Annotated in this window: 12 protein-coding genes and 1 pseudogene; 9 read left to right on the top strand and 4 right to left on the bottom strand. The window is 65.1% G+C overall.

Annotated elements, in window-relative coordinates; genetic code table 11:
• Positions 1-35: 35 nt before the first annotated feature.
• The 3 genes from accC to nac all read right to left on the bottom strand — a co-directional run bounded on the left by accC (position 36) and on the right by nac (position 3,090).
• The gene (accC, locus tag DIE23_RS15680) at positions 36-1,388 is read right to left on the bottom strand and encodes an acetyl-CoA carboxylase biotin carboxylase subunit (protein WP_124612967.1); all 1,353 of its coding nucleotides are present in this window, start codon (positions 1,386-1,388) and stop codon (positions 36-38) included.
• Between the two features lie 72 nt (positions 1,389-1,460).
• Complete coding sequence (locus DIE23_RS15675) at positions 1,461-1,940, bottom strand: acetyl-CoA carboxylase biotin carboxyl carrier protein subunit (RefSeq protein WP_124612966.1); 480 nt, start codon at positions 1,938-1,940, stop codon at positions 1,461-1,463.
• Between the two features lie 223 nt (positions 1,941-2,163).
• Positions 2,164-3,090: a nitrogen assimilation transcriptional regulator NAC gene (nac, locus tag DIE23_RS15670; protein ID WP_124612965.1), complete on the bottom strand. Its 927-nt coding sequence runs from the start codon at positions 3,088-3,090 to the stop codon at positions 2,164-2,166.
• Positions 3,091-3,334: 244 nt separating this feature from the next.
• On the opposite strand from nac, the gene DIE23_RS15665 reads away from it, so the two are divergent.
• From DIE23_RS15665 to DIE23_RS40725, 7 genes and pseudogenes are all read left to right on the top strand, one after another.
• The gene (locus DIE23_RS15665; protein ID WP_124612964.1) at positions 3,335-4,543 is read left to right on the top strand and encodes an aspartate transaminase; all 1,209 of its coding nucleotides are present in this window, start codon (positions 3,335-3,337) and stop codon (positions 4,541-4,543) included.
• Between the two features lie 121 nt (positions 4,544-4,664).
• Positions 4,665-5,774, top strand: a complete 1,110-nt coding sequence (locus DIE23_RS15660; protein ID WP_124612963.1) for a porin — start codon at positions 4,665-4,667, stop codon at positions 5,772-5,774.
• 110 nt (positions 5,775-5,884) lie between these two features.
• Positions 5,885-7,027 (top strand): Re/Si-specific NAD(P)(+) transhydrogenase subunit alpha, encoded by a 1,143-nt coding sequence (locus DIE23_RS15655; protein WP_124612962.1) that lies wholly within the window; start codon positions 5,885-5,887, stop codon positions 7,025-7,027.
• Between the two features lie 10 nt (positions 7,028-7,037).
• On the top strand, positions 7,038-7,358 hold the full coding sequence (locus DIE23_RS15650) for an NAD(P) transhydrogenase subunit alpha (protein ID WP_124612961.1): 321 nt from the start codon (positions 7,038-7,040) through the stop codon (positions 7,356-7,358).
• Positions 7,355-8,794, top strand: coding sequence for an NAD(P)(+) transhydrogenase (Re/Si-specific) subunit beta (locus DIE23_RS15645; RefSeq protein ID WP_124612960.1), 1,440 nt, complete (start codon positions 7,355-7,357; stop codon positions 8,792-8,794). The genes DIE23_RS15650 and DIE23_RS15645 overlap by 4 nt, the downstream gene beginning before the upstream one ends.
• A gap of 104 nt (positions 8,795-8,898) precedes the next feature.
• Positions 8,899-9,933: an L-idonate 5-dehydrogenase gene (locus DIE23_RS15640; protein ID WP_124612959.1), complete on the top strand. Its 1,035-nt coding sequence runs from the start codon at positions 8,899-8,901 to the stop codon at positions 9,931-9,933.
• 64 nt (positions 9,934-9,997) lie between these two features.
• A pseudogene (locus DIE23_RS40725) lies at positions 9,998-10,087 on the top strand (oxidoreductase); the annotation flags it as partial.
• Positions 10,088-10,244: 157 nt separating this feature from the next.
• Here DIE23_RS40725 and DIE23_RS15630 read toward each other — a convergent pair.
• Positions 10,245-11,711 (bottom strand): PHB depolymerase family esterase, encoded by a 1,467-nt coding sequence (locus DIE23_RS15630; RefSeq protein WP_124612958.1) that lies wholly within the window; start codon positions 11,709-11,711, stop codon positions 10,245-10,247.
• Positions 11,712-12,198: 487 nt separating this feature from the next.
• Between DIE23_RS15630 and DIE23_RS15625 the strand changes: the two genes are divergently transcribed.
• A complete protein-coding gene (locus DIE23_RS15625; protein WP_124612957.1) occupies positions 12,199-13,650 on the top strand; it encodes a sigma-54-dependent Fis family transcriptional regulator in 1,452 nt (483 codons plus the stop codon).
• Between the two features lie 354 nt (positions 13,651-14,004).
• Entirely contained in the window at positions 14,005-16,074 is a 2,070-nt protein-coding gene (locus DIE23_RS15620; protein ID WP_124613034.1) for a D-(-)-3-hydroxybutyrate oligomer hydrolase, read from the top strand.
• Positions 16,075-16,201 lie beyond the last annotated feature (127 nt).

Here is a 16,201-nt window from a genome sequence, read left to right as displayed (position 1 = left end):
CCGCAGCATGGCCGCAACGGTCTCGGCGATCTGCGTCATACGGCCTCCCGCGCGGCGAGCCAGCGTTCGAGATGGTGGATGTCCACCGCGCCGTCGCCGAACGCGGCGTCGTCGAGTATCGCGCGATGCAGCGGCAGGTTGGTGCGGATTCCGTCGATTCGCATTTCGGACAACGCGACCCGCATGCGCGCGATCGCCTCGTCTCGCGTGGCGCCATGCGTGATGACCTTGGCGATCAGCGAGTCGTAATACGGCGGCACGACGCCCCCCGCGCTCAAATGCGAATCGACACGCACGCCGTTGCCGCCCGGCACCTCCCAGCCCGCGATGCGGCCGGGGCAGGGCACGAACGTGAACGGGTCTTCCGCGTTGATGCGGCACTCGAGCGCGTGTCCGGTTGCGCGAATGTCCGCTTGCGTCCACGTCAGCGCATGGCCCTGCGCGATGCGAATCTGCTCGCGCACGATGTCGATGCCCGCGGTCGCCTCCGTCACCGGATGCTCGACCTGCAGCCGCGTATTCATTTCGATGAAGTAGAAGCGGCCGTTCTCGAACAGAAACTCGAAGGTCCCGGCGCCGCGATAGCCGATCTGTCGGCACGCGTCGGCGCAACGTTCGCCGACCTCGCGGATCAGCTCCGGCGCGATATGCGGCGCGGGCGCCTCCTCGAGCACCTTCTGATGACGCCGCTGCAACGAGCAATCGCGCGATCCGAGCCACAGCGCGCTGCCATGCGTATCGCACAGCACCTGGATTTCGACGTGCCGCGGATGCTGCAGGAATTTCTCGACGTAAAGCTCGGGCTTGCCGAACGCGCGCCGCGCCTCCTCGCGCGTCACGGCCACCGCATCGAGCAGCTGCGCGGCCGTGCGCACGACGCGCATGCCCCGCCCGCCGCCGCCGCCGGCGGCTTTCACGATCACCGGATAGCCGATGTCGTTGCCGATGGCCAGGATTGCGTCGGGATCGTCCGGCAGGCTGCCGTCCGGACCGGGCACGCAGGGCACACCCGCGACGCGCATCGCGCGCTTGGCCGCCACCTTGTCTCCCATCGTGCGAATCGATTCGGGGCTCGGGCCGATGAACGCCATGCCGGCCGCTTCGACCTGCTCCGCGAACTCCGCGTTTTCCGACAGAAAGCCGTAGCCCGGATGAATCGCGCCGGCGCCGCTCACCCGTGCGGCAAGCAGGATCGCCTCGCGGTTCAGGTAGCTTCGATCGGGCGCCGCCGGCCCGATGCACAGCGCCTGGTCGGCCAGACGAACGTAGCGGGCGTCGGCGTCGGCTTCCGAATGGATCGCGACCGTCTTCAGGCCGAGCTCGCGGCATGCGCGCTGAATGCGCAGCGCGATTTCGCCTCGATTGGCGATCAGAACCTTATCGAACATGGGCGCCTCGGGTGTCGTGCGCGATCGCGCGGCGGCCGTTTGCCGCCGGCATGCTTGAGGAACGTCGCGTCATCATTCGATCCGGAAGAGCGGCTGGCCGGCTTCGATTTCTTCACCGGATTTCACGAGTACTTCGGCCACGCGACCGTCGTATTCCGATTCGATCGCATGAAATACCTTCATGGCCTCGATCGTGCAGAGCACCTGCCCCGCCTTCACGGCGTCATCGACGGCGACGAACAGGGGATCGCCCGGAGAGGGCTGCAGATGGGCGATGCCGAACATCGGCGCACGCACGACACGCGGCGCGGCGTCCGGTCGAGCGGCAGGCGAGGCGGCGGACGGCTTTTCGGCCTCCTGACCCGCCGCGGCGCGCGGTTGCGGCGCACGAGCGCGGACGGCGTCCGCCGCCGTCGCGGGCGCGGCATCGGCATCCCGCCGATGCCGCTTGACCAGCTTGACCTTGTCGTCGCCCTCGAGCAGTTCGAGTTCCACGAGCAGCGGGGACTCCGCGAGCAGGTCGATCAGAGACTTAATCTTCTTGAGATCCATCGTTCGGTCCGTAGCCCGGTTGGCCGGCAACGGCGAACGAGGATCCGCCGATGCATTCGTTGCGCGACGGCGATCGATGCACGGGCTTCACCCGCCGCACCGGCCGCGTCGCGGCAAGCGCCGTTGCCGGGCGCATGACGCCCGTCAACTGACGATGGACTCAATGTATCGGGCGCAGAAAAATTGCGCCAAGACGGATTCGCTTTGTAGCGATAAGAGCAGCTTATGTATTCGCGTCCGAGGCCGAGCGCGTGTCGAGAGCCAGGTCCCCGGCCAGCTCGAGCAGGATGTCCTTGACCGCGGTGGCCGGTTCGGACAGCGGGAGATGGTCCGACAGGCAGACCGACAGCGGAATCTTGATCACGGGCGACACGATGCGACAGCACACGATGTCGCCGGCGGCCGCGACGACGCGTGCCGTCGAATCGGGCAGGATGGTCGCGCCGATCCCGGCCGACACGGCGGCGGACAGCGTCGACGCGGATTCGATCTCGGCAATCACGTTCGGGGTCATCTGCAGGCGAGCGAAGGCCTCGTCGACGTATTTGCGCAGATAGTTGTACGGGCGCGGGAGCAGCATCGGCACTTCGCGCAGCGCGGCGGCGTCGATCTCGCCCTGCGCGATGTCCATGCTGCGCGGCGCGACGAGGAACAATTCCTCGTTCATCAGCAACTGGAACGACAGGCCATGAACGGGCTTGTCGCCATACAGCACCGCCATGTCCATGCGGCCGTTCATGATCAGCTCGCTCAGCGTCGTACCGAAGTTCTCGTTGATATAGAGCAGGATCGACGGATGCCGCGCGCGCACCGCGCGCAGCAACGGCAACGCCAGCGCGGACGCACCGGTGCCGGGCGCGAGCCCGACCGATACCGGGCCGGACAGGTTCTGTCCCGCATTCCGCACGTCGGCCTGAGCCTGCTCGAACTGCCGCAGGATCGACTGGGCATGCCGGTAAAGCGTCGCGCCGGCTTCCGTCGGCGTCACGCCACGCTTCGTTCGTACGAGGAGTTGCTGCTTGAATTCGTCCTCGAGCGTGATCAGTTGCTGGCTCAGTGCAGGCTGCGCGATGTGCAGTACCTCGGCGGCCTGCGTCAGGCTGCCGATATCGACACTCTTCACGAAATACTTCAGGCGCCGCAGGTTCACGGTGGTCACATGTTCAGGACGAGGATCGTTTAATGATAGATCGGCGCTATCGGCGTGAATAGTGGACAAAAACCCTAGCGATATTCGGCCGTACCCGCCACCGGAAGAATCACGGCGGCATCTCGCGGCAGTGCCGACAAGCGAGTCATAAGCGGATGCTCTCGCCCCAGCGGAAAGTCATCTTGGCGCCTGCGTTTTCGCCCGCTTACTGTTAGGGCTGTTCATTTTCGATCAGGAGCCCAGAGTGAGTGCATCGCGCATTGCCACCCGCGTTCAGCGAATCAAGCCGTCCCCGAGCAGCGCGGCGGCCGACCGGGCCGCCGAACTGCGCCGCCAGGGGAAAACGATCGTCAATCTCGTCGTCGGCGAACCCGACTTCGATACGCCGCAACACATCCGGCAGGCAGCGGCCGATGCGATGGCGCGCGGCGAAACCCGCTATACGCCGACCGCCGGCACGCCCGCCCTGCGCGCCGCGATCGCCGACAAGCTCGCGCGCGAAAACGGGCTCGTCTACGATCCGAAGCACATCATCGTCACGTGCGGCGCGAAGCATGCCATCTTCAATGCGCTCGCGATCACCGTCGAATCCGGCGACGAGGTGCTGATCCCCGCGCCGTACTGGGTGTCCTATCCGGACATGACGCTCGCCTGCGACGGCGCGCCCGTCGTCGTGCCGTGCAGCGAAGACGACGGCTTCAAGCTCACCGCGGCCGCGCTCGAAACCGCCATCACGCCGCGCACGAAATGGCTGATCATCAACTCGCCCACGAACCCGACCGGCGCCGCGTATTCGGCCGACGAGCTGCGCGCACTCGCCGACGTGCTGCTGCGTCATCCGCAGGTGCTCGTGATGATGGACGACATCTACGAGCATATTCGATACGCGACCGATGCGACGCCGCATCTGCTCGCGATCGAGCCCGCGCTGGCGTCGCGCACGCTGGTCGTCAACGGCGTGTCGAAGACCTATGCGATGACCGGCTGGCGAATCGGCTATGCCGCCGGCCCCGCCGATCTGATCGCGGCCATGGACACGCTGCAATCCCAATCGACCAGCAACGCGAGTTCGATCAGCCAGGCCGCCGCCCTTGCCGCGCTGACCGGCGACCAGAGTTTCGTCGCGCAATCGGTCGGCGTATACCGTAGCCGCCGCGATCGCGCGCTCGAAGCACTCAACGCGATTCCCGGCCTCAGTTGCCGCGCGCCCGACGGCGCGTTCTACCTGTACGTGAACTGCGGCGGGCTGATCGGACGCATCACACCGCAAGGCAAACGCCTCGACACCGACGCGGATGTCGTGCTGTATCTGCTGGAGCACGCAGGCGTCGCACTCGTCGCGGGCACGTCGTATGGCGTGTCGCCGTACTTCCGGATGTCGATCGCGACCGCGGTCGAGATCATCGACGACGGCTGCCGGAAAATCGCCGCCGCGGTCGGCGCACTGAACTGAAAGATCGTCCGGACCGGCGGCACATCCGCCCGTCCGCGTGACAAAAAGGCATATCGCGCCGCGGCACGCGGACGCGATGGCCGGATGGGCCGCGTCCTTCTTTTTCGACCAGGGGATTCACATGAATACGAAACTGTTAGTTTTCCTTATCGCATGCGGAGCCGTCACCGCGACGACCGCTCGCGCGCAGTCCAGCGTCACGCTCTACGGCATCATCGACGAGGCGATCCGGTTCGACACGCACCAGAACAAGACCGGCGGCAAGCTGTTCACGATGGGCAGCGGCGGGCAGATCCAGGGAAGCCGCTGGGGGCTGCTGGGTGCGGAAGATCTCGGCGGCGGCTACAAGGCGATTTTCCAGCTCGAATCCGGCTTCACGCCGAATACCGGCGTGACGCAGCAGTCGACGCCGTCGGGCACGCCGAGGCTGTTCGGCCGGACCGCGATGGTCGGCCTGGCCACGCCGTACGGGACGCTGTCGGCCGGGCGCATGTATACGCTCGTTCACGAGATGGCATGGACGCATGATGCCTATGCCCTCTCCAACTTCACCGGCACGATCGGCTTCCAGGGCGCTGGCCTGACGGGCGGCGGCCGCCTCGACAATTCCGTGCGCTACACGTCCCCGACGATCGCCGGGTTCACGGGCAAGGCCTCGTTTACGTTCGGCCAGAACGCGGGCGATTTCCACCGCAATTCCTCGCCGGCGGTCAGCCTGTCCTACGACAACGGTCCGTTGAGCGTCGGCGCCGCCTACCAGATCGTCAACGACATCGGCGGCCTGACGCCCGCGACGACGGCCTACGGCAGCACGTATTTCGGCATCACGATCCCGGACAGCTCACAGAAGGTCTTCACCGTCGGCGCGACCTATACGTTCAGCCGCGCGAAGATCTACGCCTCGTATATCTACAGCCACGTCTATCCGGCCGATTATCGAAACGACTCGTTCTCCGCCGCGATCGACTATTCCTTCACGCCCGCCCTCACGTTGAAGCTCCCGTTCTACGTCGACGTCGTGCATCACGCCGGCCAGAGCGGCACCCGCCTCACCGGCGGGCCGACGCTCGACTATGCGCTGAGCAAGCGGACCGACGTCTACGTCGGCGTCGACTACAACCATCTGACCGGCGCATGGACGAGCCTTGCGGCCGCACCCGGCTCGAATCAGCCGTTCTTCGGCTACAACTCGCTGTTCGAGGCCGCGATCGGCCTGCGACATAAGTTCTGACGATCGCACCGGGCGGAATTGGCCGCGAGTCGGCCCGTTCCGCCGGTTCACATCCCGGCCGGGGCATCGCCGACCGGCGAACCGTGCGATCCATACAGGAGAAGGAACTCATGAGAATCGGCATTCCCGCCGAGATCGTGGCAGGCGAATGGCGCGTCGCCGCTACGCCGGAAACCGTCAAGAAGCTCGTCGCGCAAGGGCATGCCGTGCGCGTTCAGCACGCCGCCGGCGACCGCGCGAATTTTTCGGACGCCGCGTATGCCGCGGCCGGTGCGACGCTCGTCGACGCATCCGTTGCGCTGGACGCCGAGGTCGTGCTGAAGGTCCAGGCGCCGACCGATGCCGAACTCGACCGATTGAAAAAAGGCACCGTGCTGGTCGGCATGCTCGATCCGTTCAATACCGAACGCATCGCCCGTCTCGCGAACGCGGGCATCACCGGATTCGCGCTCGAAGCGATACCGCGCACGACGCGCGCACAAAGCATGGACGTGTTGTCGTCGCAGGCGAACATCGCCGGTTACAAGGCCGTACTGGTCGCCGCCGGGCTCTACCAGCGCTTCTTTCCCACGCTGATGACCGCGGCGGGCACCGTCAAGGCCGCGCGCGTGCTGATCCTGGGCGCGGGCGTGGCCGGGTTGCAGGCGATCGCCACCGCGAAGCGCCTGGGCGCCGTGATCGAAGCATCGGACGTGCGCCCGGCGGTGAAGGAACAGATCGAATCGCTCGGCGCCCGATTCCTCGACGTGCCGTTCGAAACCGACGAAGAACGCGATGCGGCCAACGGCAGCGGCGGCTATGCGCGCCCCATGCCCGCTTCGTGGCTGGCACGTCAGGGCGTGCTCGTGCGCGAGCGCGTGCGGGCTGCCGACATCGTGATCTCGACCGCGCTGATACCGGGCCGAACCGCACCGACGCTGCTGCCGGAGGACATGGTTCGCGAGATGAAGCCCGGCGCCGTCATCGTCGATCTCGCGGCCGGGCGCGGTGCCGAAACGAACGGGCATCGCGGCGGCAATTGCCCGCTCACCGAAGCGGACTGCGTCGTCACGCGATACGGCGTCCAGATCGCCGGCTACACGAACCTGCCGTCGATGGTCGCCGCCGACGCATCCGCGCTCTACGCGCGCAACGTGCTCGACTTCCTGAAGCTGATCGTCGACGAAGGCGGCCAGCTCAGGATCGATACGACCGACGACATCGTCGCCGCCACGCTGCTCGGTCACGACGCGTCGCGCCAGAAATCCGCCTAGAGGCCGCATCATGGAATTGATCAATCACACCACCCTCAATCTCATCATCTTCACGCTGGCGATCTACGTCGGATACCACGTCGTCTGGAACGTCACGCCGGCGCTGCATACGCCGCTCATGGCCGTCACCAATGCGATCTCGGCAATCGTCATCGTCGGTGCGATGCTCGCGACCGGCCTGACGACCGGCACCTCGGGCAAGACCTTCGGCGCGGTCGCCGTCGCGCTCGCTGCCGTGAACGTGTTCGGCGGCTTCCTCGTCACGCGGCGCATGCTCGAGATGTTCCGCAAGAAGGACAGCCGTCAGCCCGCCTCCGGAGCCGCGCAATGAGCCTGAATCTCGTCACGCTGTTGTATCTCGTCGCGTCGGTCTGCTTCATTCAGGCACTGAAGGGACTCTCGCATCCGCGCACCGCCCGCCTGGGCAACGTGTTCGGCATGGCGGGCATCGCGATCGCGATCCTCACGACGATCGCGTTGATCGCGAAGCAGGCCGCGACGCTCGGCGCGAGCCTGACGCTGGGCCTCGGCCTGCTGGCCACCTCCCTCGCGATCGGCGGCATCATCGGTGCGACCGTCGCGGCGCGCGTCGAAATGACGAAGATGCCCGAACTCGTCGCCGCGATGCATTCGTTGATCGGCCTCGCGGCCGTGTGCATCGCGTATGCGGTGGTCTGCGAACCGTCCGCGTTCGGGCTCGCCGCCGACGGCCGCACGATCCCGTACGGCAACCGCGTCGAACTGTTCATCGGCACCTTCATCGGCGCCATCACGTTCTCCGGCTCGGTCATCGCGTTCGGCAAACTCGCGGGCAAGTACACGTTCCGCCTGTTTCAGGGCGCGCCCGTCGTCTTTCGCGGGCAGCATGCGGTCAATCTCGCGCTCGCGCTCGCGATGCTCGGCTTCGGCGGCGCATTCGTCGTCACGCAATCGTGGCTGCCGTTCATCGTGATGACCGCGATCGCGTTCGTGCTCGGCGTCCTGATCATCATTCCGATCGGCGGCGCGGACATGCCGGTCGTCGTGTCGATGCTCAACTCGTACTCGGGCTGGGCCGCGGCCGGCATCGGCTTCTCGCTGAACAATCCGATGCTGATCATTTCCGGCTCGCTGGTCGGCTCGTCGGGCGCGATCCTGTCGTACATCATGTGCCGCGCGATGAACCGCTCGTTCGCCAACGTGATTCTGGGCGGCTTCGGCGCGGAAGCGTCCGCGCAGGGCGGCACGAAACAGGAACAGCGCCCGGTCAAATCGGGCTCGGCCGACGATGCGGCGTTCCTGCTCGGCAATGCGGAGTCGGTCGTCATCGTGCCCGGCTACGGCCTCGCGGTCGCCCGCGCGCAGCATGCGCTCAAGGAACTGTCGGACAAACTGACCGGCAAGGGCATCGCCGTGCGCTACGCCATCCATCCGGTCGCGGGCCGGATGCCGGGCCACATGAATGTGCTGCTGGCCGAGGCCGAGGTGCCCTACGACCAGGTCTACGAGATGGACGACATCAACTCGGAATTCGGCCAGACCGACGTCGTGCTTGTGCTCGGCGCGAACGACGTGGTCAATCCGGCCGCGAAGAACGATCCGTCGTCGCCGATCGCCGGCATGCCGATTCTCGAGGCCTACAAGGCCCGCACGATCATCGTGAACAAGCGCTCGATGGCGTCGGGGTACGCAGGGCTCGACAACGAGCTGTTTTACATGGACAAGACCATGATGGTGTTCTCCGATGCGAAGAAGGTCATCGAGAACATGACGAAAGCGCTGGACTGACCATCGTGCGTGGTGCTTGCCGAGCCGGACGAACATCGTCCTTTGCGCATTGCGCCGGCACCTGAATCCTTCCGTCAATCACTTTTCAACGTCAAAGACCCGCCATGCAAGCACTTGTCATTCACGCCCCGCTCGATCTGCGGATCGAGGACGTTCCGACGCCCGAGGTCGGCCCGGACCAGATGCTGATTCGCGTTCGCGCTGGCGGCATCTGCGGCTCCGATCTGCACTATTACAACCACGGCGGATTCGGCACGGTTCGCATCAAGGAACCGATGGTGCTCGGGCATGAAGTGTCCGGCGTCGTCTCCCGTGTCGGCGAGAACGTACGAGATTTCACGCCCGGCACGCGCATCGCGATCAGCCCGAGCCGCCCGTGCGGGTTGTGCGAATACTGTCAGCAAGGCCTGCAGAACCATTGCATGGACATGCGCTACTACGGCAGCGCGATGCGTACGCCGCACGTGCAGGGCGCGTTTCGGCAGGAGGTCGTGATCGATCGTGCGCAGGCGCATTGCGTTGCCGACAACGTCAGCGATGCGGAAGCGGCGATGGCCGAACCGCTGTCGGTCGCGCTGCATGCCGTGCGCCGTGCGGGTCCGCTGCTCGGCAAGCGCGTACTGGTCACCGGCTGCGGGCCGATCGGCTCGCTGGTCGTCGCGGCGGCCCGCCGCGCGGGCGCGGCCATGATCGTTGCGACCGACGTCAACGCGATGCCACTCGACAGCGCGAGGAAAGTCGGCGCTGACGTCGCGATCAACGTCGCGGAAGCACCGGCCGGGCTCGCGCCCTATGCGGCCGGCAAAGGCACCTTCGACGTGTTGTTCGAGGCGAGTGGCAATGCGTCCGCGCTACGTTCGGCGCTCGACGTGCTGCGGCCGCGCGGGATCATCGTGCAGATCGGGCTCGGCGGCGACAGCGCGCTGCCGATGAACGCGATTGTCGCGAAGGAGTTCGATTTGCGCGGGGCGTTCCGCTTCCACGAGGAATTCGCGATGGCCGTCGACATGCTGAACAACGGGCTGATCGACGTCAAGCCGCTGATTTCCGACATCTTTCCGTATCAGGATTGCGTCAAGGCATTTCAGACGGCTGGCGATCGCACGAGAGCCATGAAGGTGCTTGTCACGTTCGACTGAATCACTTTCCCGCCACCCGATCACGTCGGCCATTGCCAGGACGGATCGGACAAGTGTTCGGCGAAGTAGTCGGGCAATGCTCCTCGCGTCGGACGACGCGAGCTTCGTGAACGGCATCGAACGGTTCGTCGATGGCGGCCAGCAGCGGATCTGAAGACGGATTCAAGGCAACCGCACGCTACGGTTCGTCCGGCATACAGATCCGGATCGATGCATGACCGCATTGCCGGGGCGCACCGATCGCCCCGGCAATGCCGCCGATCGAACGGGCCGGTCGCCCGTTCAATCAACTGTTGAGCATGCGTCCCGCGTCACGGGCAGTTGCCGATGACGTAGTATCCGGCCGAGGTCTGCGCCAGCGTGTTCGAATAAAAGACGTTGTCCAGCCCCATGCTTTGATTCGACCCGTTCGCATAGGCTGTACCGCCTGAATCATGCGCACGGCCGGCCTGCACATGCGCATAGTTCGTCGCCGTCGTCTCGGTACACGCGAAGTTCGATTGCGTCGTCGCCGAAACCGCGGACGATTGAGCGCTCTCCCCTGCATTGGGATCGATTTCGGTCACCGTATAGGAATAGGTCGTCCCCGCGATCAATCCCGAATCGGTGTAACTCGCGGATGCGGAAGAGCCGACCTTGCTCCCGTTACGATAAACGTTGTAACTCGTTGCGTTGGCAACGGCATTCCACGACAGCGAAACGCTCGTCTGGGTCGTGCCTGCCACCGCGAGGCCGGTCGGCGCGGAGCCCGACGGCGCCGGCCCCGACACCGCGCGGAGGTTGTTCTTGACCCAGTAATCCATCAGGAACACCGGATAGTTGATGTGAGTGGCATCCACGTAGTTCGCGTTGTTGCCGCCGGAACCGGCCGGCCATGCATGCGACATCCCGGAGACCGAAATCTCGTGCGTCCGGACTTTGCCGCTGCTGTCGGAATACGGCGTGTTCGTTCCGCCACCCGGAATCGTCACTTTCGCGCCTTGAGTAAAGGTGCCGCCGTAAATGCTCCGGAAGGCCGCCGTGTCGAGCGGACCGTAGGCCTGAGCAACCGTGTAATCCGATGTCCCCCAAACTGCCCCGGCAATCTGCGTCGAAAACTTGCTCACGTTGGATCCCGCCCACGCCTTGCACTGGTTCGCCGCTGTCGTCGCCGTATAACCGCTCGGCACGTAACCGATCTGCGCCGTGGTCGTTCCCGGCGGCGGCCCGGCATTGATCCCGATCCCGGCGAAGATATCGGGTGCGATACAACCCAGCACCATCGTCATGCCGCCGCCGGAAGACAGGCCCGCAACATACACCTGATTGGGATCGATCGCGTATTGCGAGTTCGATACAAAGCGGTTCACCAGATCCAGCAGCACGCCAACATGGCCGGCACTACGACTCGGGGACGTGTTCGCATAATCCCAGCAGTGATTGCTATAGACGTTGCCGGTCGCGTTCGGCGCCAGGATGATCGCACCGTACTGATCTGCAATCGCCTTCCAGTTGAAACCGGCTGCATTGCTGTTGTTGATCACGTCGCCGGACGCGGTCTGCAGGCAACCGTGCAGCACCAGAATCAGCGCCCGCTGACCGTTGGGTGTGGTTGGCTGGCTCGCCGGCCAGTAGAAATAGCCGGTCAGGTTGCCGCCATTGACGGAATCCGCGGCCCAGGTTTGCTGCGCACTCCAGGTTCCGGGGCCGGGCGTGACAGCGGCCAATGCAGAAGTCGTTGCGAGCGCAGCGAAGAAACCCACAAGCCATCGCCACTGGCGTCGTGAAAGCAATTGCATGACGTCTCCTTTACTTGTTTGGATACTGCGTACGAGGCTGGCTCGACGGACGTGATGACCGTCCCGTCTTGAATGGCCTGCCGGTTCGGGTCGAGCGGATCGACACATCACCCACCGCGTCGGGAAACGAGCGAACAGCAGCCAGTCCCCGATGCCGTACGGATCACAAGCAGCATCCATGCCCGCCATCGATCGGCATTGCGCGACCGGCGCCGCCGCAATCATTGCCGCGGCGAGCCTCTTCGCAAGCCAAACCCGCTTCGCGCCGCCCTCCCGTCGCCATTCCGATCCATAACGGAAAGTGAGGAATCCGCACTTCATTTCCGCGAATGTGCCGAGACAAGCGAGGAAACGCGATTGATCAGGGGAATTACCACTCCCCCGAAAATCCACAAGTTGAGACACTGCTCGCCTTCGTCTCCAACCCGAGACGGTTCGCGGCAAGCAGGACCGAGCGGCACTGTCACACAACAAGGAGAAAATCCGAATGGCAACCGAGGTCGGCACCATCCTGAGCGACTACAGCTATGTATGGGGGCGCGCCATGCGCTCGCTCTTCGAAACCTTCAACAATTCCAGCGAGGGCACGCTGATCGTCGACCGACAGGCCAAGGTCGTCTGGATCAATGAAAAGTATGCCGCCCACTTCGGCTTTGCCGATCCCAAGATCGCGATCGGTCTCGACTGCGAGTCGGTCATCCCCAACAGCCTCATGCGAGAGGTCGTCGAAACCGGCAAACCCATCCTGCTGGACATACTGGAAACCGGGCACGAACCCTTCGTCGTGACGCGATTGCCGCTGAAGGACGACAACGGGGCCATCATCGGCGCCATCGGTTTTGCGCTGTTTGGAGAGCTGAAGGCACTCACGCCGCTGTTCAGCCAGTACTCGCGCCTGCAAGCGGAACTCATCGCCGCGCGCCATGCACTGGCCCAGACACGGCGAGCCCGATACGGGCTGTCGAATTTCGTCGGCACGAGCCCCGCCAGCATGGAAGTGAAGCGTCTCGCACGGCGCGCCGCGCAGGTCGATTCCCCCGTGCTTCTGCTCGGTGAAACCGGTACCGGCAAGGAACTGATCGCCCATGCGATACATAGCGCCTCGGCGCACGCCGACAAGCCGTTCGTCGCCGTCAATGTCGCGGCGATTCCCGATTCACTGCTCGAGGTCGAACTGTTCGGCGCGGCCGCGGGCGCCTATACCGGCGCCGACCGAAAAGGCCGGGTCGGCAAGTTCGAACTGGCTCACGGCGGCACGCTTTTCCTCGATGAAATCGGCGACATGCCGCTGTCGCTGCAGGGCAAACTCCTGCGCGTGCTTCAGGAAAAGGAATTCGAACCGCTTGGCACGAATCGCGTCGTCGTGAGCAATGCGAGAATCATTGCGGCAACCTCGGTCGCCCTTGCCGAACTCGTCGCCGCACGCCGCTTCCGCGCCGACCTCTACTACCGGCTCAACGTGCTCACCATTCAAACGCCGCCGCTGAGAAAGCGCACGCACGATATCGCCGCGCTGTCCGACATGATCCTCGATGAATTGGCGGCACACCACCATCTCGATCGCCCGACGCTCAGCGAAGACGCGCTGCAACTGCTGCGCGAGCACGCGTGGCCGGGGAATGTGCGCGAATTGCGCAACACGCTCGAGCGCGCGGTGATGTTTTCCGAGCGTCCGTGCATCACCGCGGACGTGCTGGCTCCGTTCGTCGGCGACAACATCGACGGGGCGCTTTGCGATCCGGAATTTGTCCGGGAACCGGCCGCGGCGCAGGACATGGACATCGACGGCGCAAGCTACGAGGACGCGATGCGGATGTTCGAGAAGCGCTTTCTCCGCGCCGCGCTGCGATCCGAAGACGGATGTGTATCGAAGGCGGCAGCACGAATTGGCATCGGGCGCGCGACGCTCTACAAGAAAATGGCCGCGCTCGGGATCTGACGTCGATCGACGTCCGTCGTCCTGCGTCGCCGTTTCGCACGCCGGCCGAGCCGTCTCGAGCCAAGTGGCCGACATGCGCGGGAATGGCGCGCGACGGCATCGGTGTGCGCCATCCGTCTCCATTCATGGACAGAGCGTCTCCCGCCAGAGACACCTTCTTGTCCTGCTTCATCGCGTTGCCCCTCTCAAGCCGATCATCCGCCCCAGGCACCGATCGGCGTTGCTCCATGGTCCGGATATTGCTCCTCTGCTCGTCGACGAAGTCCGACACAAACAATGCGACGAACGGAGACATGCATGACACACGACACGGCGACCACCCGGCAACGCCATCCCGTATCCGCATTCACGACGATGTGCGCCGCCGTGCTGGCAACGACGGCCCTTGCCGGATGCAACGGCGACGACACCGTCAAGCCGCAGGCCAATCAATTGCCGGCCTTTGTCGCCGGAGACGTTCGAACCACGACCTACGACGGCAATGCGGACGACCTGCTGACAGGCGGCCTGGGTAAAACAGGACTCGCGTCGGCAACGCCGCCCTCGTTCGCGAATGCCGCCAGCCCCACTGCGGCCGAGTTGCGCCGGCTGGCCATCTGGTCCAACTATCGGGCGCTGGTCGACATGTCGTCCAACGGCGGGTATGGCCGCTTCTGGGGGCCCAATGTCGATCTCGCCGGCAACGACACGCTCGGGGAAGGCAAGATCGCCGGCACCGAGTATCTCGCGTTCGCCGACGACGGCAGCGGCACGCAAAACGTCAGCCTGCTCGTCCAGGTGCCCGCCGGGTTCGATCCGGTCCATCCCTGTATCGTCACCGCGACCTCGTCGGGCTCGCGCGGCGTATACGGCGCGATTTCGGCGGCCGGCGAATGGGGCCTCAAACGCGCCTGCGCGGTCGCTTATACCGACAAGGGCACCGGGAACGGCGCGCACGAACTCGCGACCGATACCGTCACACTGATCGACGGGACACTCGCCGGCGCCGCATCGGCCGGGCATCGCAGCATCTTCACCGCCAACGTGGGTGCAGCGGCACTCGCGGCATACAACCGCGACTTCCCGAACCGCTACGCGTTCAAGCATGCGCATTCGCAGCAGAACCCGGAGCAGAGCTGGGGGAAGGACACGCTCGAGGCCGTGCAGTTCGCCTATTGGGCACTCAACCAGCAATTCGGGCCGCTGCTGGACGGGGCACGTCGCGGCGTCCGCTATCTTCCCGGCAGCATTGCGACGATCGCCGCATCGGTCAGCAACGGCGGCGGTGCGTCGCTCGCTGCCGCCGAGCAGGACACGCAAGGCTGGATCACGGCCGTGGTCGTCGGCGAACCGCAGGTCAACGTGAACATGGGCGCGGGCGCGCAGGTCCGCGAAGGCGGTTCGGCGATCAGTTCCGCCGGCAAACCGCTGGCGGATTACATGACGCTCGCGAACCTGCTTCAGCCGTGTGCCGCGGCCGCCAGCGAACTCGCTACGGCACCGTATTTGAGCGCGCTGCCGCGCGCCACCACGAATGCGATCCGTGCGGCACGCTGCTCGTCCCTCGCGGCGGCGGGCGTCATTTCCGGCAGCGACCTGCAAAGCCAGGCTTCGAGTGCGCTCGCGCAATTGCATGCGGCGGGCTATGAAACCGATTCGGATTTCCTGCAGGCACCGATGTGGGATTCGCAGGCCGTGCCGGCCGTCGCGGTCACCTATGCGAATGCCTATACGCGTTCGAGCGTCACCGACAACCTGTGCGGTTTCAGCTTCGGCACGACGAATGCCTCGGGCGCAGCGGCGGCACCTGCCGGTAGTTCGCCGATGCTCAACATCTTCGGCACGGGCAACGGCGTGCCGCCGACGAACGGCATCAATCTCGTTTACAACGCCGGCACGAACGGGGCGACGGACCATCGGCTCGCCACCGGTGACGCGAGCTACGCGGGCGCCGCGTGCCTGCACGCGCTGTGGGCGCAAGGCAATCCGGCGATGGCGGCCAGCGTCTCGGCCGTGCGGGTGACGGGCAAATTGCAGAACAAGCCGACCATCATCGTGCAGGGCCGCAGCGATGCGCTCGTTCCAGTCAACCATGCGTCACGCGCGTATCTTGCGCAGAACAGCATCGCCGACGGTGCGCATAGCCCGCTGTCGTTCTATGAAATCACGAATGGCCAGCACTTCGACGCGTTCCTGTCCGTGGCCGGCTTCGATACGCGCTTCATCCCGGTTCACTACTACTATCTGCAGGCGCTGAACCTGATGTGGGATCACCTGACGCGCGGGACGCCGTTGCCGCCGTCGCAAGTGGTTCGGACGACACCGCGTGGCGGCGTGCCCGGACAGGCGCCGCAGCTCGCCGTGGCGAATCTGCCGCCGATCGCGAGCGTGCCCGCCGCGAATGCGATCCAGGTGGCGAACGGCATCGTCGATATCCCGCACTGACGTGCGACTCCACGACCGGCCGCCTACCGCGCATCCATTTCGACGCCGCGGATAGACGGCCGGCGTATACATGCCGGCGGAACACGGCTTGCCCACGGTCAGCTCAAGCGGCAACGGACCGCAATGG

Source organism: Burkholderia sp. Bp9143, from assembly GCF_003853645.1.
Lineage (GTDB): Bacteria > Pseudomonadota > Gammaproteobacteria > Burkholderiales > Burkholderiaceae > Burkholderia.
This window is presented reverse-complemented; position numbering and strand designations above follow the sequence as displayed.

Coding starts and splice junctions, on each gene's coding strand:
- accC (WP_124612967.1), bottom strand. CDS start 1,388: ATGTTCGATAAGGTTCTGATCGCCAATCGAGGCGAAATCGCGCTGCGC.
- DIE23_RS15675 (WP_124612966.1), bottom strand. CDS start 1,940: ATGGATCTCAAGAAGATTAAGTCTCTGATCGACCTGCTCGCGGAGTCC.
- DIE23_RS15660 (WP_124612963.1), top strand. CDS start 4,665: ATGAATACGAAACTGTTAGTTTTCCTTATCGCATGCGGAGCCGTCACC.
- DIE23_RS15655 (WP_124612962.1), top strand. CDS start 5,885: ATGAGAATCGGCATTCCCGCCGAGATCGTGGCAGGCGAATGGCGCGTC.
- DIE23_RS15650 (WP_124612961.1), top strand. CDS start 7,038: ATGGAATTGATCAATCACACCACCCTCAATCTCATCATCTTCACGCTG.
- DIE23_RS15645 (WP_124612960.1), top strand. CDS start 7,355: ATGAGCCTGAATCTCGTCACGCTGTTGTATCTCGTCGCGTCGGTCTGC.
- DIE23_RS15640 (WP_124612959.1), top strand. CDS start 8,899: ATGCAAGCACTTGTCATTCACGCCCCGCTCGATCTGCGGATCGAGGAC.
- DIE23_RS15630 (WP_124612958.1), bottom strand. CDS start 11,711: ATGCAATTGCTTTCACGACGCCAGTGGCGATGGCTTGTGGGTTTCTTC.
- DIE23_RS15625 (WP_124612957.1), top strand. CDS start 12,199: ATGGCAACCGAGGTCGGCACCATCCTGAGCGACTACAGCTATGTATGG.
- DIE23_RS15620 (WP_124613034.1), top strand. CDS start 14,005: ATGTGCGCCGCCGTGCTGGCAACGACGGCCCTTGCCGGATGCAACGGC.